We start from the raw sequence: 23,773 nt of genomic DNA, 5'->3' as shown, positions 1-23,773 counted from the left end.
TCCGCACAGCGAACCGCCGCAATGCCTGCATGGCTCGGCGATTACAACAACCGCAGACCTCACGCCGCCCTCGGCGGAAAACCACCCATAGCTAGATTGATCAAGGACAACGTCCTTGGAAATGACACCTAGGGACACTGCATCTGACCGGCGCGCCGTTCGTGCGTTGTCTCCAGATCGGCGCGGGGTGGTCAGGCCGGCAGGCCGCCCAATCGTTCGGCTATCGCAAAGCCCCAGACGCCGACAGCGAGGATGATGGCGATCAGCACGGCCAGCGACCCGCAATCCTTGGCCAGCTGGATCTCGACGTTGAACTCGCGCGAGAAGGCGTCGCAGGCGGCTTCGATGCCGGTGTTCAGCACCTCGACCATGATGAGCACCAGGATCGAGGCGATCAGCAGCGCATAAACCATCCAGGACGTGGCGACGAACCAGCCGATCGGGATCGACACGATCAGCAGACCAAGCTCCTGCTGGAACGCTTTCTCGGTGAGCGTCAACCGGCGCAGCGCCCGCATCGAATTCCAGAAAGCGCTGATGATACGTTCCATCGTCGAAAAACCGCCCTGCTCGTTGCCACTTTGATCGAGAACGGCTCTTAGCGAAAAGCAGCGACTACTGGAACAGGTAGGAATCATTGGCGAAAAAACCGTGATTGACGGAATCATGGACGCGCCGTCCGTGGGCACCTTCGCCCGCCGCGCCATAGGCGAAGAAGATGGGCATCAGGTGTTCGTCGGTCGGATGGTTTTCCGCCGGAAACGGCGCGCGCTGTTTCCAGTCGAGCAGCGCTTCAGTATCGCCTTGCGAAAGTTCGTCCGCGAACCAGTCCGTAAAAGCCTTCACCTTGCCCGGCAGCGCCGGGTCAGGTTCGGCGCTTTGGCGCACGACCGAGAAGAAAGCGCGCAGATTGTGGGTGATGTGGCCGGAGCCGATCACCAGAATGCCCTCTGCGCGCAACTGCGCCAAGGCGCGCCCGACCGTGTGATGCCAGGCGGCATCGCGCTTCGGGTCGATCGAAACCTGCACGACGGGAATGTCGGCTTGCGGATAAGCAAGCTTCAGCGGTGTCCACGTGCCGTGGTCGTAACCGCGCTTCTGTGCACGGCTCGGGGAAAGGCCGGCCTCGGCAAGGAAATCGAAGACACGCTCCGCCAGTACCGGATCGCCCGGCGCGGGATACACCATCTCGTAAAGCTCGGGCGCGAAGCCACGGAAATCATAGATCATCTTGGGCGCGGCATCGGTGACGACGGCAACTCCGTCGGTCTCGAAATGCGCCGAGGAAATAACAATCGCCTTCGGCCGCGGCAGCAGCGAAGACAGCCCTTCGAGATACTGGCGCGCGGGCGTATCCGACAGGACGATGTTCGGCCCGCCATGAGAAATGAAGAGAGAGGGCAAGGTTTGCATGAACTCGGACTCCTGAGGGTGTTCTATCCCAGTGCGTCCGTCGCCGCGAGCCGGCAATGCCACGACGCTGCGTTCAGCAATCGTGGACGGCTCGGCTCATCCCGCCACCGTCTGCTCCCCCTCCGCCGCTTCGGCCGGCCACCATTGCGGATGAACGGGAAGGCCATCGTCGATCGCATAGTAGTCGCCCTTGTCAGCCGCGAAGATATGCATCGAACCTTTCAGGCCGGTCGGTTTGTCGAACGCCCCGGCGAGGATCGACACGGTGTTCCCGCCTTCCTGCTTCCAGAACAGCGCCGTGCCGCAGATGTGGCAGAACCCGCGCCGTGCCTCCGGCGAGGCGGCATACCAGGTGATGGCTTCCTCACCTTCGATGGCGAGTTTTGACGCTGCGACGCTGGTCGCGGCGAAGAAATGGCCGGACTGCTTCCGGCACTGCGAACAATGACAATAGACGATCTCGCGCAGCTTGCCGCTGGTGCGGAACCGGACCGCGCCGCAATTGCACGAGCCGTTGTGCATGTCGTCCATGAACACCTCTCCGATAGGCTCTACCTTCGCCGGACACAAAGCGTCGCATCGATCGGAGCGCCTCGCCGGCTTGAATGCGACATCGCGTCGGCGGACTTGTGACAAAGCCGACACGAGTATCCGGCGGGCGACGCAAGACCTTGAAAGATTTTGCAAAGTCGTCTGCAAGGTCTTCCTGATTAAGGAAACATTAGAAGGAGTGCTGCAATCTTAGACATATCGGGATGCGAGTATGACGCTCGCGTCCCCGTTTCTGCCGGGCAGTCGCCTGCCCCGGACCGGCATGAATGCCGGTCCTGAAAAACAGGCCGGGTTAACCGGCACCGCGTGCGTTGGGGTGGTCGTAGATGCAGCCGGCGATAGCTCCTTCGGAGAAATCGAACGACATCGCCATGAGCGTCGTCACCACCATGCGCCAGATGGGCGTCATGGGCCTGCCGCGCAACTACGAGATTTTCTACGAGGCGCTGACCGGCTCCAATCACGACCTGACGATGGAGGTGGTGTCGCTGAGCAGCCGTCCCTCGCAAGAGGAACTGGACCGTATCGGCCGCAAATATTTCGCGCAGAATCACGAACATGCGATCGTCGCCACAGCGCGCGAGACCCTCGCCAAGGAACTGGAGGATGTCGCGCGCCTGCTGCGCAGCGAGCGCTCGCATATCGAGAAATACGGCGAGGTGCTGACCGAGACCTCGGACGGGCTGACCAGCCGACACGCGATGAGCCGGGAATTGCTGCAGCGGATCGTCGGCGTGATGAGCGTTGCCACCAATTCGACCATCGACCATGGCAAACAGGTGGCGACAACGCTCAGCGAGAAATCGGCGGAACTGGAGAGCGTCAAGTCGGCGCTGGAGAAATACAAGATCCTCGCCGACACCGACCCGCTGACGCATATCTGGAACCGGCGCGCCTTCGACAAGCAGATCGCCGACATCTACAACGACCGCAAGGGTGTGATGTTCGGCGCGTTGGTGCTGGCCGACATCGACCGGTTCAAGGAGATCAACGACCGCTTCGGCCATCCGGTCGGCGACAAGATCATCCAACTGGTCGCCGAGATCCTGCGCAGCAGCCTGCACAGCGACATGTTCGTGGCGCGCACCGGCGGCGAGGAATTTGCGCTGATCCTGGAAGGCGCCAGCGAGCAGGCGACATATGATCTGGCGGACGGCTTACGCACGCTAATCGAGCAGACGCTGTTCTCGTCACCGACAGGCATCAATTATGGCCCGGTGACGATATCGATGGGTATCTGCATGGCAGCGGAAGCCGACGGTCCCGACGACCTCTATGCCAAGGCCGACCGGGCGCTCTATCGCTCGAAGATCACCGGCCGCAACCGCGTGACCAAATTCTCGACGGTGCAGGATCGGCCGCTGAAGAGTTGGCTGCTGTACAAGAAGGATTAGCGGTTGGCTCTCTTCTCCCCGTTTACGGGGAGAAGGTCCCGGCAGGGGGGTCCGAAGGACGGGCGGCACGAACCTTGACGAGTGGGCGCGGCCCCTCATCCGCCCCTATCGGGGCACCTCCTCCCCGTGAACGGGGAGAAGGAAGAAAGTTAACCGTTGACAACCTTGCGCTGCGTCACGCCTGCGCCCTTCTTGAGAAGCTCCGAAACCAGGAACGCCAGCTCGATCGCCTGGTCGGCGTTGAGGCGCGGGTCGCAATGGGTGTGGTAGCGGTCCTGCAACTCGTCGTCGCGGATGGCGCGCGCGCCGCCCGTGCATTCGGTGACGTTCTTACCGGTCATCTCGATATGGATGCCGCCCGGATGCGTGCCCTCGGCGCGATGCACCTCGAAGAAGGTCTGAACTTCCTTGAGAATACGGTCGAATGGCCGTGTCTTGTAGCCGGCGGCGGTGATCGTGTTGCCGTGCATCGGGTCCGACGACCAAACGACGTTGCGGCCTTCCTTCTTCACCGCGCGGACCAGCTTCGGTAGGTGGTCGGCGACCTTGTCCGAGCCGAAGCGGGCGATCAGCGTCAGCCGGCCGGGTTCGTTCTCCGGATTGAGGATGTCGATCAACTGCAAGAGACCATCTACCGTCAGCGACGGGCCGCACTTCAGGCCGAGCGGGTTCTTGATGCCTCGGCAGTATTCGACATGCGCGTGGTCGGGCTGGCGGGTGCGATCGCCGACCCAGATCATATGACCCGACGTGGCGTACCAGTCGCCCGAAGTCGAATCAACGCGAGTCAGCGCCTCTTCGTAACCCAGCAGCAGCGCCTCGTGGCTGGTGTAGAAATCGGTCTCGCGCAGCGAATAGTTGCTCTCCGATGTAATGCCGATGGCCTGCATGAAGTCCATCGTTTCGGTGATGCGGTTGGCGAGCGCCTCGTAACGGTCGCCCTGCGGGCTGTCGGAGACGAAGCCGAGCATCCAGCGGTGCACGTTCTCGAGGCTGGCATAACCGCCCTGGGCGAAGGCGCGCAAAAGGTTGAGCGTCGCCGCCGACTGGCGGTACGCCATTTCCTGGCGGGCCGGATCGGGAATACGCGACTTCTCATCGAAGCCGGTGCCGTTGATGATATCGCCGCGATAGGCCGGAAGCGTCACGCCGTCCTTGGTTTCGGTATCGGACGAACGCGGCTTGGCGAACTGTCCGGCGACGCGGCCGATCTTCACCACCGGCTGCGCACCGGCGAAGGTCAGCACCACCGACATCTGCAGGAACACGCGGAAGAAGTCGCGGATATTGTCCGCGCCGTGCTCGGCGAAACTCTCGGCGCAGTCGCCGCCCTGGAGGAGGAATGCGTCACCGGCAGCGACGGTCGCAAGCTGCTTCTTCAGCTTGCGTGCCTCGCCTGCAAAAACCAGCGGCGGAAAGGTGGCGAGACGGCCTTCGACCTCGGCCAGCGCAGCCTGATCCGGATAGGCCGGAACCTGCATGATCGGCTTGGCTCTCCAGGAATTCGGGGACCATTTCGTCATCGTCGCACCCAATCGTCGCTCGCACGGGCAAAATGCCCTGCCCCTTCGGGAAGGCGGCTCTATACAGGAAGGAAGTCGGCTATTCTAGACCGGAGTTCGCCGGCTGGCGAGGCTTACGCGAACTCCATGATCACCGCGTCGACGGCAAGACTGTCGCCGGGCTTGGCGTTGATCTTGGAGACCGTCAGGTCGCGCTCGGCGCGCAGCACGTTCTCCATCTTCATCGCCTCGACCACGGCCAGAATATCGCCGGCCTTGACCTCCTGGCCCTCGCCGACGGCGAGCGACACCACCAGCCCCGGCATCGGGCAGAGCAGCATTTTCGACGTATCCGGCGGCACTTTTACCGGCATCAGCCTGTCGAGTTCGGCGGTGCGCGGCAGCATGGCGCGGGCGGTCACCGACATGCCTTTCCAGTCGATGCGCACGCCGTTCTCCAGCGGGCGAAGCTGGGCGACCACCTTGCGGTCGCCGACCGTACCGTGCCAGACGGGTTCACCCGGCCGCCAGTCGGAGGCGACCGTCAGCGGCGTGCCGCCGCCCACGCTCATGTCGATCTCCATCGGCACCGAGACCAGGCCCTCGCCGAGACGCACAGGGACGTAATCGGAACCAATCTTCACCTCCCAATCCGCCTTCAGCGCGCCGGAATGCGGCGCAAGCCGGCCACCCAGCCGGTCGAGCCGGTCGCGGCGAAGCAGTTCGACGGCCGTCGCCACCGCGGCAATCACCACCTTCTCCTCGTCGTTCGGCACGATCGGAGCAAAACCGTCGGGATATTCCTCGGCGATGAAGCCAGTGGACAGCCGACCCTCCCGCCAGCGCGGATGGCGCATCAGCGCCGAGAGGAACGGGATGTTGTGCTGGATGCCGTCGACCACGAATTCGTCGAGCGCATCCGACATCGCCTCGATCGCCGTCAGCCGGTCCGGCGCCCAGGTGCACAGTTTTGCGACCATGGGATCGTAGAACATTGAGATCTCCGAGCCCTCTGTGACACCGGTGTCGTTGCGCACCACGATGCCTGCCCCGGCCCCCGAGCCGGGATTGCCGCTCCGCCCTTCCGCCGGCGGGCGGTAGCGCGTCAGCCGGCCGATCGACGGCAGGAAGTTGCGGTAGGGATCTTCCGCATAGAGCCGGCTCTCCACCGCCCACCCGTCCAGCCTCACGTCCTGCTGGCGGATGGCGAGCTTTTCGCCCGCGGCGATGCGAATCATCTGCTCGACCAGATCGACACCGGTGACGAGTTCCGTCACCGGATGCTCGACCTGCAAGCGCGTATTCATCTCGAGGAAATAGAAGTTCTTCTTGGCATCGACGATGAACTCGACGGTCCCGGCGCTCTGGTAGTCGACGGCCTTCGCCAGCGCCACCGCCTGCTCGCCCATGGCTTTTCGCGTCTTTTCGTCAAGGAAAGGAGACGGTGCCTCCTCCACGACCTTCTGGTTACGGCGCTGGATCGAGCATTCGCGCTCGCCTAGATAGATGGCGTTGCCATGGCCGTCGGCCAGCACCTGGATCTCGATGTGCCGCGGCTCGACCACGAATTTCTCGATGAACACGCGGTCGTCGCCGAACGAATTTTTCGCCTCGGAGCGGGCGCGGACAAAACCGTCGCGCACCTCTTCCTTCGACCAGGCGATGCGCATGCCCTTGCCGCCGCCGCCGGCCGAGGCCTTGATCATCACCGGATACCCGATCTCGCCGGCTATCTTTTCGGCGTGGTCGCCATCCTCGATGATGCCGAGATGGCCGGGAACGGTGCTTACCTTTGCCGCATTTGCGAATTTTTTCGATTCGATCTTGTCGCCCATCGCCTCGATGGCCTTAGGCTTCGGGCCGATGAAGATGACACCTTGCTCTTCCAGCGCCGCGCAGAAGGAAGCGCGCTCCGACAGGAACCCGTAGCCGGGATGAACCGCCTGGGCTCCGGTCGCCTTGCACGCCTCGATGATCTTTTCGGCGACCAGATAACTCTGGGCGGCGGGTGCCGCCCCGATATGCACCGCCTCGTCGGCCATCTCGACATGCACCGCGTCGCGGTCCGCGTCGGAATAGACGGCGACCGTCGCGATCCCCATCTTCCTTGCCGTCTTGATGACGCGGCATGCGATCTCGCCGCGATTGGCGATCAGTATCTTGCTGAACATTAAGACGGCTTCTCCCCACGGAACGCCGCCCCTTCTTATGGGCATGACGCCGCCGGCTCAAGCGGCCTGTCGGACGCGATGCGAAGGCATGGCGGTGTTGTGCCGGGGACCGGCAACAAAAAACCCGGCAGTTGCCCGCCGGGTCTGTTTGCGCCGATCGGGAAAGCCGATCAGAAGTTGCGCTGGAAGCGCAGGTTGAAGCCCCAGGCGTTGTCGTATGCGTTCACGATCTCGTCGCCGAAATTGTCGGCATAGACAACTTCCGGCGTGATGGTGAAGCCCGGAACCAGTTCGTAGGCAACGTTGGCCGCAACCGAGAAGTCCTCAAAGTCGTCATAACCGATTTCGGCGTTGAAGGTGGCCTTCTCGTTCAACTTGATCGCCGTACCGCCCCAGATGGCCCAGTCGCCACCCCACGGAGCGTAGTAGTTGCTGCCGTTGTCGACGACCACTGTGCCAGCGGCATTGGTTTCGATTTTATCGCCACCAGAATCCCAGGCGGCCATCACGAACACCGAAGCGGTGTCGGTGATGTTGATGTCCAAACGGCCCTTGACCGCGACTTCTTCCTGCCAGCTGTCATAGCCGGCGACCACACCGATCTTGCCCCAGCCCTGCGTGAACGACAGACCGCCGACGACATACGGACCATAGTTCCCCGTGATGCCAGAAAGGGTATCGGGTGAAGTGGGAAGGGGATCGCCGTTGGCATCGAAGAGCGTGTAGTTGACGGCATCGTCATTGTCGCCCTGCTCGATCGCGACGCCGGCGGAGAAGCCGTTCGCGCCGGTGTAGGTGTAGGCGATCTGCAGCGTGCCGAACGGACCGTAGGGAACGATACCGTCGTTCATGACGCCCGACGAATAGTCGGTGAAGGTCGAGAAGTAGGAGTCCGTCTTGCCGATGCGGAAGCCGCCGAGCTCGATATAGGCGTGCTCGATGCTGCTGCCGTCTTCCATGTCGTAGCTAGTCGTGCCGCTGCCGGACACCTGGTAGTTGAAGTTGATGGCGGCATACGAACGCAGCGTGCCGAATTCGGTCTCGCTGCGGGCGTCGGCGCGCAGCTGGAAGCGGACGCGGTTGTTGTAGGTCTCGTCGCCCGCGGCGCTTTCGACGCCGTAGAAGTCGCCGCCACGGAGGTCGACGCGGACATAACCGCCGATCTTCAGGCAGGTTTCGGTGCCGGGCAGGTAGAAGAAGCCCGAACCATAGACGTCGCAGACCCGAACGTATTCGACGGGTTCCGGCTCGGCGACGACGACCGCATCGGCCGCGCGCGCGCCGGTGACTGCGACCAGGGCCGCAGCGGAGCCGAGAAGAAGGCTCTTGATGTTCACTTTCTGACCTCCAGAAAACTGGTTTAACAAAATGGGCGTGCAAAATAGTCACGCGGAACGGTGCCCCTCACGGACCGCGCTGGAAATGGCTTACGATTGACCGGAAAGCCCCCTTTCCACTGGTTCCGCTTAATACATATGCGGTCACATTTCTATGATCGATGCGGGCCGCGGCCGGTCCGTTGAGCAAAATAGGCGAATTTGTGGCAGCAAAGATACACTCCCTAGTCGAGAGCGCGACGCAACCGCTAGTTTTTCCCCACAGCCGAACCGGCCTCTGCTTTGGTAGGGTTGCCGGCCTGCCGAAATCCTGAAAGTTTGGCGCCCGCAATCGCATCCGGAGAATCCGCCTTATGAAGACACGCGCCGCCGTGGCCGTCGCCGCTGGAAAACCGCTCGAGATCATGGAGGTGGACCTTGACGGCCCGCGCGAGGGTGAAGTTCTGGTCGAGGTGAAGGCGACAGGCATCTGCCACACCGACGAGTTCACCTTGTCGGGCGCCGACCCGGAAGGCCTCTTCCCGGCGATCCTCGGTCATGAGGGCGCCGGCGTGGTGGTCGACGTCGGCAAGGGAGTAACCAGCCTGAAGAAAGGCGACCACGTCATCCCGCTCTACACGCCAGAATGCCGCCAATGCCCGTCCTGCCTGTCGCGCAAGACCAATCTCTGCACGGCCATCCGCGCCACCCAGGGCCAGGGGTTGATGCCGGACGGATCAAGCCGCTTCTCGATCGGCAAGGACAAGATTTTCCACTATATGGGCTGCTCGACTTTTTCGAACTTCACCGTGCTGCCCGAGATCGCGCTGGCCAAGGTCAATCCGGCCGCCCCCTTCGACAAGATCTGCTACATCGGCTGCGGCGTCACCACCGGCATCGGCGCGGTGATCAACACCGCCAAGGTGGAGGAAGGCGCGACGGCGGTGGTGTTCGGCCTCGGCGGCATCGGCCTCAACGTCATCCAGGGCCTGCGGCTGGCCGGCGCCGACATGATCATCGGCGTCGACCTCAACAACGACAAGAAAGCCTGGGGCGAGCGTTTCGGCATGACACATTTCGTCAATCCGAAGGAGATCGACGGCGACATCGTGCCCTACCTCGTCAACCTGACCAAGCGCGGCACCGACCAGATCGGCGGCGCCGACTACACATTCGACTGCACCGGCAACACCAAAGTCATGCGTCAGGCGCTGGAAGCCTCGCATCGCGGCTGGGGCCAGTCGATCGTCATCGGCGTCGCCGGCGCCGGACAGGAAATCTCGACGCGGCCGTTCCAGCTTGTCACCGGCCGCGTCTGGAAGGGCACGGCCTTCGGCGGCGCGCGCGGCCGCACCGACGTGCCGAAGATCGTCGACTGGTACATGGACGGCAAGATCGAGATCGACCCGATGATCACCCATACGCTGACGCTCGACGAGATCAACAAGGGTTTTGACCTGATGCATGCCGGCGAGAGCATTCGCAGCGTGGTGGTTTATTAGGACTCCATGATGTTGACTGTCACCCGCTTGCCGACGACCGAGCTATGGTCGGGCGAGAAAAGCGGGAATATGCGAGGCAGCTATTTTGTATAGCATAGCGCGCGGTATTGGATGATAGACTGCATGGCGCAGTAGGTTTCTCGGGTGCGCCATGGAAGCAATTCTTGCAGGTGCGGTTGTTCTGGCCGTCGGCGTGTTGCTGGCATTTGGCATCAAGAAGTTCTCGCTCGGCGATAGCGTGACCTTCCTTGCGCTGATGCTTCTACCTCTCATTGCCTACGGCGTCGTATCGGGAAAAGTGCAGGAATTTACCGCGCCGGGAGGATGGGGTGCGAAGTTCCACGAGGTTGCCGCGAAACCGGTGGACCCGGTGCCGCTGAGCAAGTCGATCGTCGACGGCGAGTTCATCGCCAAGGGCGACTATGTAATGCTCGAACAGGCCGCCAGGACGATCGAGCCCGGCGAGCCGATCGCGCTGACGCTTCAACTCGGGCGCGGCTCCTTCTATGTGGAAAGCGTGATACGCGAATACATCCGCGTATTGTCCGCCAGCGACCCCGAAATGTCGGTGGTCATCATCGACGCCGACGGCAAATATGTTGCCTCGAGCAAAGGCATCGTCGTGGCGGGCTTGCTCGACGCTTCCGATCAGGGACAACAGTTCATGGCGGCGCTGAGAAGCGCCACGCCGACGGACATATTGAATGTCCCGGGGTTCACCGACAAATCCATCCCCGACGAGGCGAGCAATGTCGAGGCCCTGGAGAAGATGGAGCGGGAAAACACCAGCCGCCTGGTGGCCGTCACGGCGAATCGCGTCCCCCGGGGAATCGTGCTACGGGACATGATCGTCGCCCGCCTGCTCGTCGGGTTGGCTTCCGACAAGAAATGAGACCGCACCGGCGCAAATGCCCTATCCGACAATCCTGGTCGATGCCGACGCCTGCCCGGTGAAGGACGAGGTCGTGAAGGTGGCCGAACGCTTGGGCCTCGCCGTCACTTTCGTTTCCAATGGCGGGCTCAGGCCGTCGCGCGATCCGATGATCCGTAACGTCGTCGTGCCGAAATCGGCGGACGCGGCCGACGACTGGATCGCCGAGAACGCGAATGCCAACGACATCGTGATCACGGCGGACATCCCGTTGGCGGCGCGCGCGGTGGCCAAGGGTGCGCATGTGTTGGGGCCGACCGGAAAACCGTTCACGCCGGAGAACATCGGCATGGCTGTGGCAATGCGCGACCTCAAGCAGCATCTGCGCGAGACCGGCGAAAGCAAAGGCTACAATGCCGGTTTCGCACGCGAGGACCGCTCGCGCTTCCTCGGCGCTCTCGACCAGACAGCACGCCGCGCCATCGCCGCCGCAGGAACCGCGCAATGACCCGTCACGGCCGCAATACTTCCTTCTACGTCGCACTGGCGGCCGGCGCGGTTGTACTGCTGATCCTGGGCTGGATCGCACCAAAATATGCGATCGTTGCCGGCTCAAATGCATTCTTCCTTACCTACCTGGTGCTGAGCGCGATAAAACTCCGGCTGCTCAGCGCAACCTATCTGCGCAAGCACGCAGCCGGCGCCGACGTGCCGGCATGGGTCATCTTCATCGTCACCCTGCTGGCGGTGGCGGTGGCGGTCGCCTCTCTGTTCCTTCTGATCAACGCCCATGACGCGCCGGATGCACTGCAACTCGTCTTGTCGCTGGCGTCGGTCGCGCTCGGCTGGGCGACCGTACACACCATGGCGGCGTTCCACTACGCGCACATATACTGGTCGCCGGCGCATGTCCGGTCGGACGGCGTGGCGATGCGGCGTGGCGGGCTGGAATTCCCGCAGACGCCGGAGCCGACGGGGTACGATTTCCTCTACTTCGCCTTTGTCATCGGCATGACGGCGCAGACGTCGGACGTCGTCATCGTCAAAACCACGATGCGCAAGCTGAACATGCTGCATGCGGTGGTTTCGTTCTTCTTCAATACCGTACTGCTGGCCGCCGCCGTCAATCTCGCGGTGAGTCTCGGGGGATAGCGCCCGGCCGGGCCGGCACGCAGGAAGGGGCTCGATGCCGCCACGGAGTGCCGGCGCTGTTCCCCCCGATGAAACATTTCGTATGTGCCTTACGTATCTCTTCCAAGGACACGGACGGGGAATGCCCCGTCGTCCCGAGGAGCCAGAGAAATGGACGCGCCCACGCCTGAAATCCACGACCGGACGGCAAGCGCCGATACGCCTGCGCCGAGGCCTATCAAGCGACCTGTCATCTATCGCCAGTTCCTGTGGACGCGGCTGACGCATTGGCTCTGGGCGATCAGCCTGTTCTTCCTGCTTCTGTCGGGCTTACAGATCTTCAACGCCCATCCGGCGCTCTATATCGGCGACCAGTCGGGCTTCGGCTTCGACAACGAGGTTTTTTCGATGCGTGCCGAAAACACCGCCGCGGGGCCTGCTGGGCGTACCATCATCCTCGGCCACGCCTTCGACACCTCCGGTCTGCTCGGCCTGTCATCGGAAAATGGAGAGCCGGCAGCGCGCGGCTTTCCCGCCTGGGCGACCATACCTTCCTATCAGGATCTGGCGACTGGCCGCGTCGTGCATTTCTTCTTCGCCTGGATGCTGTCGGCCACGCTGCTCCTGTGGCTGCTCGGCAGCCTTATCAACGGTCATCTGCGGCGCGACCTCGCCCTCCGCTTCTCCGACCTGCGGAACCTGCCGCGCGACGTCGCCGACCATGTCCGGCTGCGCTTCCATCACGGCCGCGACTACAACACGCTGCAGAAATTCGCCTATGCCGGCGTGCTGTTCGTGCTTTTCCCGCTGATGATCGCCACCGGGCTCGCCATGTCGCCGACCATGAACGCCGCCCTGCCCTGGCTTCCCGAAATCCTCGGCGGACGCCAGACGGCACGCACCATTCATTTCCTGACGATGCTGCTGCTTGTCGGCTTCTTCGTCATCCACATGCTGATGATCCTCGCCGCCGGCCCGCTCAACGAGCTGCGCTCGATCGTCACCGGCTGGTACCGGACCGATCCGCCCGCGGGTGCGGAACCGCAATCCCAGGGGAGATCATGACCATCAGCACCTTCCGCATCAATCGCCGAAAATTCCTTGGCGCATCAAGCGTCGCCCTATCCGGTGTGCTGCTATCGGGCTGCGATGTCTTCGACGGACTGCCCGCGGATGGCAGCGTCCGCAACGTGCTGGAGAGCGCCAACGACCTGACCTACCGGGTACAGCGGCTGCTGGCCGGCCGCGACGCGCTGGCCCAGGAGTTTTCCGAGGCCGACATCCGCCAGCCGCAGCGGCCAAACGGCATCACCGCGCCGGACGATTCGGTCTACAAGGACCTGCTTTCCAAGGATTTCGCCGACTGGCGGCTGGAAGTCGCGGGTCTCGTCGAGAAGCCGCTTTCCTTGTCGCGCGACGAGCTTCAGAAAATGCCTTCGCGGACGCAAATCACCCGCCACGACTGCGTCGAAGGCTGGAGCTGCATCGCCAAATGGACGGGCACACCGCTGTCGCTGGTGCTCGACGAGGCGAAGGTGAAACCGGAAGCGCGCTTCGTCGTTTTCCACTGCCTCGATACGATCGAGCGCAGCCTGTCGGGCGACGTCAAATATTACGGCTCGATCGACCTCGTCGATGCCCGCCACCCGCAGACGATTCTGGCCTACGGGCTGAACGGCAAGCCGCTCCCCGTCGAGAACGGCGCCCCGCTGCGCGTCCGGGTCGAACGGCAGCTCGGCTACAAGATGCCGAAATACATCCATCGCATCGAACTGGTCGACAGTTTCGCCGCGATGGGTTTCGGCAAAGGCGGCTATTGGGAGGACCGCGGCTACGACTGGTTCGGCGGGATGTGATAGGGTCGAGCCGGTTTCACGGGTGAACTCAAGTGAGCAAGGCCCATCTCGCCCGCACGATCGTATTCCTGATCTTCGCCGTCGGCGGCCTGTGGCTGTTCCTGACAGCCGATGTCTGGTGGATCGGCCTGGCGCTGTTTCTCTGCGCGGGCTTGATCGGCGGCTTGATCTCGGAATGGCTGTTCCGCTGGCTTGCGACGCCGGATGAACAACGGCTCGATCTCGAGGACCGCGTCCGCAACTCGGATATCTGACGCGAAAATCGCGTGCGGGATCAGGCGACCTTGTCGAGCAGAGGCTGCAGCGCCGGCGCGATCGATGGAGCGGAATCGCGCAGCGACACAAGTAGCGTCCGCTCGTTTCCACGCAGGCTGCCGCCCTTGCCGAGGCGCTCGGCAAGCCAGCGGGCCTCGTCATCGTCGACTGCCTCGGCACGACGTGCAGCCGTTCCCTGTTCGGCATTGCGTTCCCGTGAAACGTCTTCGACGCTTTCGAGATCGTCGCTCCGCCCGAGCATGGCAGAAAGTCCGCCGGACACCATGCGCGAGAAGAACCCGCCCACGCCCATGTTCGGGCTGTCCAGAAAAACCTCGTGGCGCAGCGCTTCCTCGCGGCTCGGCGTTTGGTAGCCGGAAACAAACATGACGAAATTCATCATCGCCTTGACGAACAGGTCGTTCCAGGCGGGATCGTTCCGGTCTTCGATGCTGGCGTCGTTGATCTTCAGGAGCATTTCCGCCTCGGCGCGCGTGACGGCGACATTGCTGTCGCCGGCGAAGGCATAGAGCACGCGGCGGATGAGATCGACTTCATCCCTGTCGACGATGTTCGGCAGTCGGCCGGGCACGCGCGCCAACGCGCCCTTGCCGCCGATGACGGCGGCCGCCACCTGCTCCAGCGCGAAAGCCACCAGTCTTTCCGGCGAAGACTTCGCCTTCTCCAGCACGGTCACCAGCAACTCGACCTCCGTCAGCGTCTCGACGACACTGTCCTGCGAGATCATTTTGATCAGCCAGTCCGCGTTTTCCTCAGACACATAACCTTCCGGCCTCTCCTGGTGGACCAGATAGTCGGTGGCCGCCTCGACGAAGAAATCCCGCCATTCAGGGCAGACGGATTTCGCGGCCGCATTAAGGCGGAACAGTTTTTCGACCTCCGCCCGCGACACTACACCGTCGGGATAGACGAACGCGCGCATCGCCCTGACGTCGGCGCCGGTGATCGTCTCCATCACCGCATCCGCCCCTTCGGCAACGCTCGATTTCAGCTCGTCCATCGCAGCACCCCGCAACAGGCTTGTCGCGTCAGCCACCCGGCCGGTCGCCTGCCTCATTGCCAGCGATAGCAGCCTCGTCTTGAAATTCGGCAAAAGGGCGTGGTTAGCGATCTGTTGCAACGCGGGATGCAGGTGACAAAGGCCGGCCCGTGGGCTACATACGAGTCGTCGGAGGTTCCGCAAGGATCCTCACCGGTTCGCGGGAGAGAGCAGCGTCGCTGCCGCCGAAGGGGAAATCGCCCGAAATCTCTCAGGCAAAAGAACCGCAACCGGTCAAGACACTCTGGAAAGTCGGGGCCGAAAACCCCGCGCCGAAGGTGTAAGCGTCGCCGACAGAGTTCCGGTTGCGCGAGTCTCTCAGGCTTCAGACAGAGGGGCACGGAATGGCCGCTTCAGCGGCCGGAAACGTGCGCTCTGGAGAAGCAATGACCGACCTCGGCCAGAAGAAACTTCCGCTCGAAGATTTGCATCAGGCGGCCGGTGCGCGTTTCGGCCCGTTCGCCGGCTGGTCGATGCCGCTGCAATATGCGGCGGGCGTGATGAAGGAACATCTTCACACCCGCGAGCATGCCGGCCTGTTCGACATCTCGCACATGAAGCTGTTCGAGGTTTCCGGGCCGGGCGCTTCGGCGCTGTTGTCGAAAGCCTGTCCGCTCGATGCCGAAGCGCTGGCCGAGCGGCAATCAAAATACACTTTTTTCCTCACCGAGGCGGCCGGCATCATCGACGACCTGATCGTGACAAGGCTCGGCCCGACGCGCTTCATGGTCGTCGCCAATGCCGGCAACGCCGCCGAGGATGAGGCGCACCTGATGGCGCTGGCGGAAGACTACGACTGCACGGTGACGCCGCTCGACCGCGTGTTCCTGGCGATCCAGGGGCCGGAGGCCGAAGCCATCCTCACGGCCGCCGGCGTCGATGGCTCGCATCTCGCCTTCATGACCGGCTTCGAGCCGCGCGAAAACTGGTTCATGAGCCGGTCGGGCTATACCGGCGAGGACGGTTTCGAGATCGGCCTGCCGGAAGCCGATGCACGGGCGCTCGCCGCCAAACTGCTTGCCGACGAGCGCTTGATCTGGATCGGCCTCGCCGCCCGCGACAGCCTGCGGCTGGAAGCCGGACTCTGCTTGCATGGCCAGGACATCTCCAAGGACACCGATCCGGTCGCCGCCGGTCTGCTTTGGGCGATCCCGAAGCAGCTTCGGACGGAAGGCACCTTCGTGGGCGCGGAGCCGCTGCACAAGAAGATCGCGCTCGGCGCGGGCGAAAAACGCGTCGGCCTGAAGCCGGACGGCCGCCAGCCCGTGCGCGCCGGCGCGTCACTGTTCGACGAGACCGGTGCTGCCGTCGGCCGCGTCACCTCCGGCGGATTCGGCCCCTCGGCCGGCCATCCCGTCGCCATGGGCTACATCGCCGCTCCGCTCGCAAAACCCGGCGCCCGAATCTTCGCCGACGTGCGCGGCACAAAAGTGCCCGTGGACGTCCACACCTTGCCCTTCACCCCACACCGCTATCGCAAAGGATGAACCCCATGCCGCAGATTTTCTACACAGAAGACCATGAATGGATCCGCGTCGAGGGAGACACCGCGACCGTCGGCATCACCGATTACGCACAGGAGCAGCTTGGCGACCTGGTCTTCGTCGAACTGCCGGAAGCCGGCAAGAGCGTGAAGAAGGGTGACGTGGCGGTGGTGGTGGAATCGGTCAAGGCCGCCTCCGACGTCTACGCCCCGGTCGACGGCGAGATCGTCGACGCCAACGGCGCGCTGTCCTCCGAGCCCGCGCTGGTCAATTCGTCTGCCACCGGCGACGGCTGGCTGTGGAAGATGAAGCTCGCCGACAAGGGCCAGTTGGAAGGCCTGATGGACGAGGCCGCCTACAAGAAGCACATCGGCTGAGGCAAGGTATCATGACCGAAAAATCCGAATTCGCCGGCCGCCATATCGGCCCGGGCATCGCCGAGACCCGCGCCATGCTGGCCTCGCTCGGCATACCGTCGCTGGAAACGCTGATCTCGCAGACCGTGCCGCGATCGATCCGGCTCGAACGCCCGCTCGACCTGCCGGCGCCGGCCACGGAAGCCGAGGCGCTGGCCGAGCTGGCGGAAAAGATGTCGGCAAACGTCGTGCTGAAGAGCTTTGTCGGCCTCGGTTACCACGGCACGTTTGTGCCGCCGGTGATCCTGCGCAACCTGTTCGAGAACCCGGCCTGGTACACGGCCTACACGCCTTATCAGGCGGAGATCAGCCAGGGCCGGCTGGAACTCCTGTTCAACTATCAGACGCTGGCAACCGAACTCACCGGCCTGCCCGTGGCCTCCGCCTCGCTGCTGGACGAAGCCACCGCGCTGGCCGAGGCGGTCGGCATGGCGGTGCGCCATCACAAGGACAAGCGCACCAAGATCGCCTTCGCCAACCAGCCGCATCCGCAGACCCGCGACGTGGTCGAGACCCGCGCCGAACCCTTGGGCTGGGACATCGACGGCGACACGATCGACGACAACACGGCCGCACTCGTCGTCGCCTGGCCCGACACTTTTGGCGTGTTCGGTGACCATGCCGCGAAGATAGCCGAGGCGAAGGCCGCCGGCGCGATCGTCATCTTCGTCGCCGACCCGCTGGCGCTGACCATCATGCAGACCCCGGCCAGCCTTGGCGCCGACATCGCGGTCGGCTCGATGCAGCGTTTCGGCGTGCCGATCGGTTTCGGCGGGCCGCATGCCGCCTATTGCGCGGTGTCGGACAAGCTCACCCGCCTGATGCCGGGCCGTCTCGTCGGCCAGTCGGTCGACACAAGAGGCCGGCCGGGCTACCGGCTCGCCTTGCAGACGCGCGAACAGCACATCCGCCGCGACAAGGCGACCTCCAACATCTGCACCGCGCAGGCGCTGCTGGCCAACATGGCCACGGCCTATGCGATCTGGCACGGGCCGGAAGGGCTTCAGGCCATCGCAACCCGCGTACATGGGCTGGCGGCGCGGCTGGCTGCTTCGCTGAAGGCGGCGGGCCACAAGGTGCTTGGCGACCATCGCTTCGACGCGGTGACGGTGGAGGTGAAGGGCCAGGCCAAAGCCCTTGCCAAGACGGCGCAGAAGGACGGACGCCTGCTGCGCATGGTCAATGCCGACCTGGTCGGCATCAGTTTTGACGAGACCTCGACCGATGCCGATCTCCAGGCCATCGCTGCGCTGTTCGGAGCGAAGGTCACGGCGAGCGCCGAACGCGCCCTGCCCGGCGCGCCGCGCCCGCTGAAAGGTTTCCTGACGCAGCCCTTCTTCCACGAGAACCGCTCGGAAACCGAGATGATGCGGTTCCTGCGAAAACTGGCCGACAAGGATCTTGCGCTCGACCGCACCATGATCCCGCTCGGCTCCTGCACCATGAAGCTGAACGCGGCCGCCGAGATGATCCCGGTGTCGTGGCCGAACGTCGCCAATCTGCATCCCTTCGCGCCGAAGGCGCATTCCAAGGGCTACAAGTCGATGACCGACGATCTGGAGCGCTGGCTGGCCGAGATCACCGGCTTCCATGCCGTCTCGCTGCAGCCGAATGCCGGCAGCCAGGGCGAATATGCCGGCCTTTTGGCGATCCGTCGCTATCACGCCACGCGCGGCGAGGCGAACCGCACCATCTGCCTGATCCCCTCCTCCGCCCACGGCACCAATCCGGCGAGCGCCGCCATGGCCGGCATGGATGTCGTCGTGGTGAAATGCACCGACAGCGGCGACATCGACATGGACGACATGCGCGCCGAGGTGGAGCGGCACAAGGCCAATCTGGCGGCGCTGATGATCACCTATCCCTCGACGCATGGCGTGTTCGAGGAAGGCGTCAAGGACCTGACAAAACTGATCCATGACAATGGCGGGCAGGTCTATCTCGATGGCGCCAATCTCAACGCGCTGGTCGGTCTTGCGCGGCCGGGCGACATCGGCGGCGACGTCTGCCACATGAACCTGCACAAGACCTTCTGCATCCCACACGGCGGCGGCGGCCCCGGCGTCGGGCCGATCGGCGTCGCGAAACATCTGGCGCCGTTCCTGCCCGGCCATATCGACCACGGATCGAAGCATCCGGTCTCGGCCGCACCCTTCGGCAGCGCCTCGATCCTGCCGATCACCTGGATGTATATCCGCATGATGGGCGCCGTCGGGCTGAAGAACGCCACCGAAATGGCGATCCTCAACGCAAACTATGTCGCAAACCGCCTCAAGGAGTTTTTCCCGGTCCTTTATGCCGGCCGCAATGGACGCGTGGCGCATGAGTGCATTCTGGACACCCGCGTGCTCAAGGACAGCGCCGGCATCGGCGTCGAGGACGTCGCCAAGCGGCTGATCGACTACGGTTTTCACGCGCCGACCATGTCATGGCCGGTGGCCGGCACGCTGATGGTCGAGCCGACCGAATCCGAGCCGAAGGCCGAACTCGACCGGTTCTGCGAGGCGATGATTTCCATCGCCAAAGAAGCGGCCAAGGTGGCGGCGGGCGAATGGCCGAAAACCGACAATCCGCTGGTCAACGCCCCGCACACGGCGGCCGAAGCGCTGGCCGGCGAGTGGACGCACCCCTATTCGCGGCTGGAGGCTGCCTACCCCGCGTCCGATGCGAACTTCGCCGCCAAATACTGGCCGCCGGTGTCGCGCATCGACAATGTCGCCGGCGACCGCAATCTCGTCTGCTCCTGCCCGCCGCTGGCGGATTATCTCGGCGCCGCGGAATAGGTTCTAGCGAACTGCAAGGGCGGGCAACCGGCAACGGTGCCCGCCCTATAGTCTTGCGTGGGCCTAACGCTTGGGTGGCCCTTGCGGGACATTCGCAAGGCTGGCATTCCGCGCCGCGCCGCGTAGTATCGCGCAACGCATACCGGGAGGACGCCTTGCAGACCAAGAAGATCATCAATGACGGCAACAGAGCCGTCGACGAAATGCTGGAAGGCGTGCTCGCCGCCCATCCCAACCACCTTTTCGCCGTCCCCGGCAGCCCGCGCTCGATCGTGGCGAAGAACGGCCCGCGCCCGGGAAAAGTCGGAATCGTCATCGGCGGCGGCTCGGGTCACGAGCCGACATTTCTCGGCTATGTCGGCAAGGGCCTGGCCGACGGCTGCGCGGTCGGCAACGTCTTTGCCTCCCCGCCCCCAGACCCCATCCTCGAATGCGCCAAGGCGGTCAGCGGCGGCGCGGGCGTGCTGTTCCAGTACGGCAACTATGCCGGCGACGTGATGAATTTCGACATGGCCGCCGAGATGGCTGACATGGACGACATCGAGGTGCGGACGGTGCTCACCACCGACGACGTAGCAACGTCGACCAAGGCCAAGCGACGAGGCGTCGCCGGCAATTTCTTCGTGTTCAAGGCGGGGGGCGCCGCGGCCGACAAGATGCTTTCCCTCGACGAGGTCGAGCGCATTGCCCGCAAAGCCAACGACCACACCTATACGATGGGCGTCGCGCTCTCACCTTGCTCGCTGCCGCAAACGCGAAAACCGAATTTCGAGATCGGCGATGACGAGATGGAAATCGGCATGGGCATCCATGGCGAACCGGGCGTCCAGCGCGGCAAGCTGAAAACCGCCGACGAGATCGTTGACGAGATGCTCGACCGCATCTTTTCCGAGATGACGCCGTCGAGGGGCGACAAGGTTGCCGTTCTCGTCAATTCGCTCGGCTCCACCCCGCCGATGGAGCTTTACATCATGAACCGGCGGGTCAAACGGCGGCTGGACGACATCGGCGTCGGCGTCCACGCCACCTGGGTCGGGCCTTACTGCACTTCGCTCGAAATGGCCGGCGCCTCGGTGACGCTCCACCGTCTCGACGGCGAACTGCAGGAGATGCTGGACCATCCCTGTGACTGCGCAATGTTCCGCGCCGGCTGATCTTTTTGCTCCTCGGCGATAGCGCGCCCCAGAAATCCGGGATCATTGCATGACCGAAATCACTTCCGCCCGACTGGTCACCATGTTCGGAAAGATCGCCGAGAGGATCGAGGCCGAGAAAGATCGACTCTGCGCGCTGGACGGCGTGATCGGCGACGCTGACCACGGTATCGCGATGTCCCTGGGCTTTTCCGCCGCGCGCGACGCGGTTTCGGCCCTCGACCCCGCCGCCGATCCGACTACAGTCTTCAATACAGCGGCAAAATCCTTCCTGAACGCGGTCGGCGCCTCCTCCGGCCCTCTCTACGCCACAGCCTTCATGCGCGCGGGCGCTGCCGTCAAGGGTAAGTCGGCGCTGACCGACGCCGATTTCGTCGCCGCCTTCCAGGCGACGGCAAAAGGCATCCAGGATCGCGGCAAGGCCGAGCGCGGCGAAAAGACCATGGTCGACGCCTGGGCGCCCGCCGCCGACGCTGCCGGCGAGCGCTTTGCCGCCGGCGGCGATCTCGCCGCATCGCTCGCCGCCGCCGTCGAGGCTGCGAAAGCGGGCGCCGAGGCGACGAAAAACATGGTCGCCGCGAAAGGCCGCGCGGAGCGCCTCGGCGAGCGCTCGCTGGGCCACATGGACCCCGGCGCTGCTTCGGCGATGGTGGTGATCGAGGCGATGAGGGAGGGAGTGGCTGGGTAACGCCTCAACGGCCGGACGCGACCTGACGGCAGCGTCCTTTCCCCGCCTGCGGGGAGAAGAAAGAGGTGCTACCCAATCGCCGCCGACGCCCGCCGCAAAATGTCGATATACCCCTCCGCTGCCCAAGCGGAGCGGCCGATGAACAACCCGTCGACATGCGGCTGGGCAATCAGTTCAGCCGTGTTGCCGGGATTGACGCTGCCGCCATAAAGCACCGGCGCCGCGGCGGGCAGGATCGCGCCGGCGACCCGCTTGATCAGCGCCTGCTGCTTGTCCGCATAGTCGGCGCTGGCCGGAATGCCTTTTTCGCCGATCGCCCAGACCGGCTCGTAGGCGAACAGGATTTGCGTGGATTTGCCTGCGTCGTCAATGAATTGCAGCGCTCCCCTCACCTGCTCCTCTAGCACCGCGTCCGCCCTGCCCGCCTCCCGCTCGGCAAGCGTCTCGCCGACGCAGATCAGCGGCACGAGACCGTGACGCACCGCCGCTGCCGTCTTCAGGCCGACCGTGCGATCGGTTTCCGCAAAAAACTCGCGCCGCTCGCTGTGGCCGAGTTCGACCCAGTCAAGCCCGCAATCCCTGAGCATCGGCGCCGAAATCTCCCCCGTCCAGGCGCCAGAATCTTCCCAATGCATGTTCTGCGCGCCGACTTTTATGCTACTTTCGGTGAGCGCCACCTTGACCTGGCGCCCAACCGTGAACGGCGGGATCACGAAGGGTTGGATACGCGGGTCGAATCCCGGCAGGAACGCCTTCAGTTTTTCGGCGAAATCCAGCGCCTCGGCCAGCGTCTTGTTCATCTTCCAACTGGTGCCGACAAAATACAAAACCACGGATCCGCCCTTTCAATCGATTGAGGCGGATGAATGCCGCAGGATGCGCGCGAGGGGAACCGCGAATATCGCAAAAACCGCCAAAAGCGCTGTTTTCGCGACGATTTTTCCACTATTGGCGAAGGTCCACTCACTTCCGCCAAAGCATCAGGAGACAGTTTTTATGGCCCGGATCACCCTTCGCCAGTTGCTCGACCATGCCGCCGAGCACAGCTACGGCGTGCCTGCCTTCAACATCAACAACATGGAGCAGGCCCTGGCGATTATGGAGGCGGCGGATGCCGTCGATGCCCCGGTGATCCTGCAGGCCTCGCGCGGCGCCCGCGCCTACGCCAACGACATCATGCTGAAGCACATGATGGACGCGCTGACCGAAATCTATCCGCATATCCCTGCATGCGTGCATCTCGACCACGGCAACGAGCCCGGCACCTGCATGACCGCCATCCAGTCGGGCTTCACCTCGGTGATGATGGACGGCTCGCTCAAGGCCGACGGCAAAACGCCCGGCGACTGGGATTATAATGTCGGCGTGACCAAGACCGTGACCGACATGGCGCATCTCGGCGGCATCTCGGTCGAGGGCGAGCTCGGCGTGCTGGGTTCGCTGGAAACCGGAATGGGCGACAAGGAGGACGGCCACGGCGCGGAGGGAAAGCTCAGCCATGACCAGTTGCTGACCAACCCGGACGAGGCGGTGAAATTCGTCGCCGAGACCAAGGTCGACGCGCTGGCCATCGCCATGGGCACCTCCCACGGCGCCTACAAGTTTTCGCGCAAGCCCGACGGCGCCGTGCTTGCCATGCATGTCATTGAGGAAATCCATAAAAAACTGCCGAACACGCATCTGGTCATGCACGGCTCGTCGTCGGTGCCGGAGGACCTTCAGGAGATCATCAACCGCTACGGCGGCAAGATGAAGCCGACCTGGGGCGTGCCGGTCGAGGAAATCCAGCGCGGCATCAAGAACGGCGTGCGCAAGATCAACATCGACACCGACAACCGCATGGCGCTGACCGGCCAGATCCGCAAGGTGCTGAGCGAGGACCCGAGCGAGTTCGACCCGCGCAAATACCTCAAGCCGGCCATGGCGGCGATGACGAAACTCTGCAAGCAGCGGCTGGAAGAGTTCGGCACCGCCGGCAATGCCCAAAAGATCAAGCCGCTGCCGGTGTCGGAGATGGCGAAGCGCTACAAGAGCGGCAGCCTCGATCCGAAATTCGGATAGCAAGTCATCGCGCCAGTCAAAAAGTATCGCCGGTGTGCGCACCGGCGATACATGATCTCGTGACGGCTAAAGCGTGCCGCACGCAATCGGCCTCATTCTGCCGGGCCGGTTTGGGCCAAGGTCGAGGGCTTCGGCGCAGGTCGGGCTGGTGGCCCGGACAAGAC

General features: G+C 63.7%; 23 protein-coding genes and 1 riboswitch. Of the genes, 15 read left to right on the top strand and 8 right to left on the bottom strand.

From position 1 onward, the window contains the following. Positions 1-132 (top strand): integrase core domain-containing protein (locus ACH196_RS35110; protein WP_396650131.1); only part of this gene is annotated, 132 nt, incomplete at its 5' end. Positions 133-191: 59 nt separating this feature from the next. On the opposite strand, the gene ACH196_RS35105 is transcribed toward ACH196_RS35110, so the two are convergent. From ACH196_RS35105 to ACH196_RS35095, 3 genes are all read right to left on the bottom strand, one after another. After that, positions 192-551, bottom strand: coding sequence for a diacylglycerol kinase (locus ACH196_RS35105; protein WP_396651470.1), 360 nt, complete (start codon positions 549-551; stop codon positions 192-194). A 64-nt stretch (positions 552-615) separates the two neighbouring features. Next, the gene (locus tag ACH196_RS35100) at positions 616-1,413 is read right to left on the bottom strand and encodes a DODA-type extradiol aromatic ring-opening family dioxygenase (RefSeq protein ID WP_396651469.1); all 798 of its coding nucleotides are present in this window, start codon (positions 1,411-1,413) and stop codon (positions 616-618) included. Between the two features lie 96 nt (positions 1,414-1,509). Continuing rightward, the gene (locus ACH196_RS35095) at positions 1,510-1,944 is read right to left on the bottom strand and encodes a GFA family protein (RefSeq protein WP_396651468.1); all 435 of its coding nucleotides are present in this window, start codon (positions 1,942-1,944) and stop codon (positions 1,510-1,512) included. 347 nt (positions 1,945-2,291) lie between these two features. On the opposite strand from ACH196_RS35095, the gene ACH196_RS35090 reads away from it, so the two are divergent. Then, the gene (locus ACH196_RS35090; RefSeq protein ID WP_396651467.1) at positions 2,292-3,359 is read left to right on the top strand and encodes a diguanylate cyclase domain-containing protein; all 1,068 of its coding nucleotides are present in this window, start codon (positions 2,292-2,294) and stop codon (positions 3,357-3,359) included. A 149-nt stretch (positions 3,360-3,508) separates the two neighbouring features. On the opposite strand, the gene ACH196_RS35085 is transcribed toward ACH196_RS35090, so the two are convergent. From ACH196_RS35085 to ACH196_RS35075, 3 genes are all read right to left on the bottom strand, one after another. After that, positions 3,509-4,882 (bottom strand): class II 3-deoxy-7-phosphoheptulonate synthase, encoded by a 1,374-nt coding sequence (locus tag ACH196_RS35085; protein WP_396651466.1) that lies wholly within the window; start codon positions 4,880-4,882, stop codon positions 3,509-3,511. A 113-nt stretch (positions 4,883-4,995) separates the two neighbouring features. Continuing rightward, complete coding sequence (locus ACH196_RS35080) at positions 4,996-7,032, bottom strand: acetyl-CoA carboxylase biotin carboxylase subunit (protein ID WP_396651465.1); 2,037 nt, start codon at positions 7,030-7,032, stop codon at positions 4,996-4,998. 170 nt (positions 7,033-7,202) lie between these two features. Continuing rightward, on the bottom strand, positions 7,203-8,369 hold the full coding sequence (locus ACH196_RS35075; RefSeq protein ID WP_396651464.1) for a porin: 1,167 nt from the start codon (positions 8,367-8,369) through the stop codon (positions 7,203-7,205). 353 nt (positions 8,370-8,722) lie between these two features. Here ACH196_RS35075 and ACH196_RS35070 point away from each other — a divergent pair, with 353 nt between their 5' ends. The 7 genes from ACH196_RS35070 (at position 8,723) to ACH196_RS35040 (ending at position 13,962) form a co-directional block, all read left to right on the top strand. Beyond that, the gene (locus tag ACH196_RS35070) at positions 8,723-9,850 is read left to right on the top strand and encodes an S-(hydroxymethyl)glutathione dehydrogenase/class III alcohol dehydrogenase (RefSeq protein ID WP_396651463.1); all 1,128 of its coding nucleotides are present in this window, start codon (positions 8,723-8,725) and stop codon (positions 9,848-9,850) included. A 151-nt stretch (positions 9,851-10,001) separates the two neighbouring features. After that, entirely contained in the window at positions 10,002-10,742 is a 741-nt protein-coding gene (locus ACH196_RS35065) for a hypothetical protein (RefSeq protein ID WP_396651462.1), read from the top strand. 16 nt (positions 10,743-10,758) lie between these two features. Continuing rightward, positions 10,759-11,229: a YaiI/YqxD family protein gene (locus ACH196_RS35060; RefSeq protein WP_396651461.1), complete on the top strand. Its 471-nt coding sequence runs from the start codon at positions 10,759-10,761 to the stop codon at positions 11,227-11,229. After that, positions 11,226-11,873: a DUF1345 domain-containing protein gene (locus ACH196_RS35055; protein ID WP_396651460.1), complete on the top strand. Its 648-nt coding sequence runs from the start codon at positions 11,226-11,228 to the stop codon at positions 11,871-11,873. Before ACH196_RS35060 ends, ACH196_RS35055 begins: the two co-directional genes overlap by 4 nt. A gap of 150 nt (positions 11,874-12,023) precedes the next feature. Beyond that, complete coding sequence (locus tag ACH196_RS35050; RefSeq protein WP_396651459.1) at positions 12,024-12,917, top strand: cytochrome b/b6 domain-containing protein; 894 nt, start codon at positions 12,024-12,026, stop codon at positions 12,915-12,917. Next, entirely contained in the window at positions 12,914-13,708 is a 795-nt protein-coding gene (locus tag ACH196_RS35045) for a molybdopterin-binding protein (RefSeq protein WP_396651458.1), read from the top strand. Before ACH196_RS35050 ends, ACH196_RS35045 begins: the two co-directional genes overlap by 4 nt. Positions 13,709-13,740: 32 nt before the next feature. Then, entirely contained in the window at positions 13,741-13,962 is a 222-nt protein-coding gene (locus ACH196_RS35040) for a hypothetical protein (RefSeq protein ID WP_396651457.1), read from the top strand. Between the two features lie 20 nt (positions 13,963-13,982). Here ACH196_RS35040 and ACH196_RS35035 read toward each other — a convergent pair whose 3' ends face one another. Next, the gene (locus tag ACH196_RS35035) at positions 13,983-15,020 is read right to left on the bottom strand and encodes a hypothetical protein (protein WP_396651456.1); all 1,038 of its coding nucleotides are present in this window, start codon (positions 15,018-15,020) and stop codon (positions 13,983-13,985) included. A 154-nt stretch (positions 15,021-15,174) separates the two neighbouring features. Then, a riboswitch (glycine riboswitch) is annotated at positions 15,175-15,260 on the top strand. Between the two features lie 149 nt (positions 15,261-15,409). On the opposite strand from ACH196_RS35035, the gene gcvT reads away from it, so the two are divergent. From gcvT to dhaL, 5 genes are all read left to right on the top strand, one after another. Continuing rightward, complete coding sequence (gcvT, locus tag ACH196_RS35030; protein WP_396651455.1) at positions 15,410-16,510, top strand: glycine cleavage system aminomethyltransferase GcvT; 1,101 nt, start codon at positions 15,410-15,412, stop codon at positions 16,508-16,510. 5 nt (positions 16,511-16,515) lie between these two features. Next, the gene (gcvH, locus tag ACH196_RS35025) at positions 16,516-16,884 is read left to right on the top strand and encodes a glycine cleavage system protein GcvH (RefSeq protein WP_396651454.1); all 369 of its coding nucleotides are present in this window, start codon (positions 16,516-16,518) and stop codon (positions 16,882-16,884) included. An 11-nt stretch (positions 16,885-16,895) separates the two neighbouring features. Beyond that, the gene (gene gcvP, locus ACH196_RS35020) at positions 16,896-19,706 is read left to right on the top strand and encodes an aminomethyl-transferring glycine dehydrogenase (protein WP_396651453.1); all 2,811 of its coding nucleotides are present in this window, start codon (positions 16,896-16,898) and stop codon (positions 19,704-19,706) included. A gap of 155 nt (positions 19,707-19,861) precedes the next feature. Beyond that, on the top strand, positions 19,862-20,860 hold the full coding sequence (locus tag ACH196_RS35015) for a dihydroxyacetone kinase subunit DhaK (RefSeq protein WP_396651452.1): 999 nt from the start codon (positions 19,862-19,864) through the stop codon (positions 20,858-20,860). A gap of 49 nt (positions 20,861-20,909) precedes the next feature. Next, positions 20,910-21,548 carry a dihydroxyacetone kinase subunit DhaL gene (gene dhaL, locus ACH196_RS35010; protein WP_396651451.1) on the top strand — a complete coding sequence of 213 codons (639 nt, stop codon included), beginning with the start codon at positions 20,910-20,912 and terminating at the stop codon, positions 21,546-21,548. Between the two features lie 68 nt (positions 21,549-21,616). Here the strand turns inward: dhaL and ACH196_RS35005 are convergent, their stop codons facing one another. Next, positions 21,617-22,381 (bottom strand): triose-phosphate isomerase, encoded by a 765-nt coding sequence (locus ACH196_RS35005; RefSeq protein ID WP_396651450.1) that lies wholly within the window; start codon positions 22,379-22,381, stop codon positions 21,617-21,619. A gap of 163 nt (positions 22,382-22,544) precedes the next feature. On the opposite strand from ACH196_RS35005, the gene fba reads away from it, so the two are divergent. Beyond that, positions 22,545-23,609: a class II fructose-bisphosphate aldolase gene (gene fba / locus ACH196_RS35000; protein WP_396651449.1), complete on the top strand. Its 1,065-nt coding sequence runs from the start codon at positions 22,545-22,547 to the stop codon at positions 23,607-23,609. Positions 23,610-23,773 lie beyond the last annotated feature (164 nt).

Origin of the sequence: Mesorhizobium sp. IMUNJ 23232, from assembly GCF_044326205.1 — a bacterium.
Lineage (GTDB): Bacteria > Pseudomonadota > Alphaproteobacteria > Rhizobiales > Rhizobiaceae > Kumtagia.
This window is presented reverse-complemented; position numbering and strand designations above follow the sequence as displayed.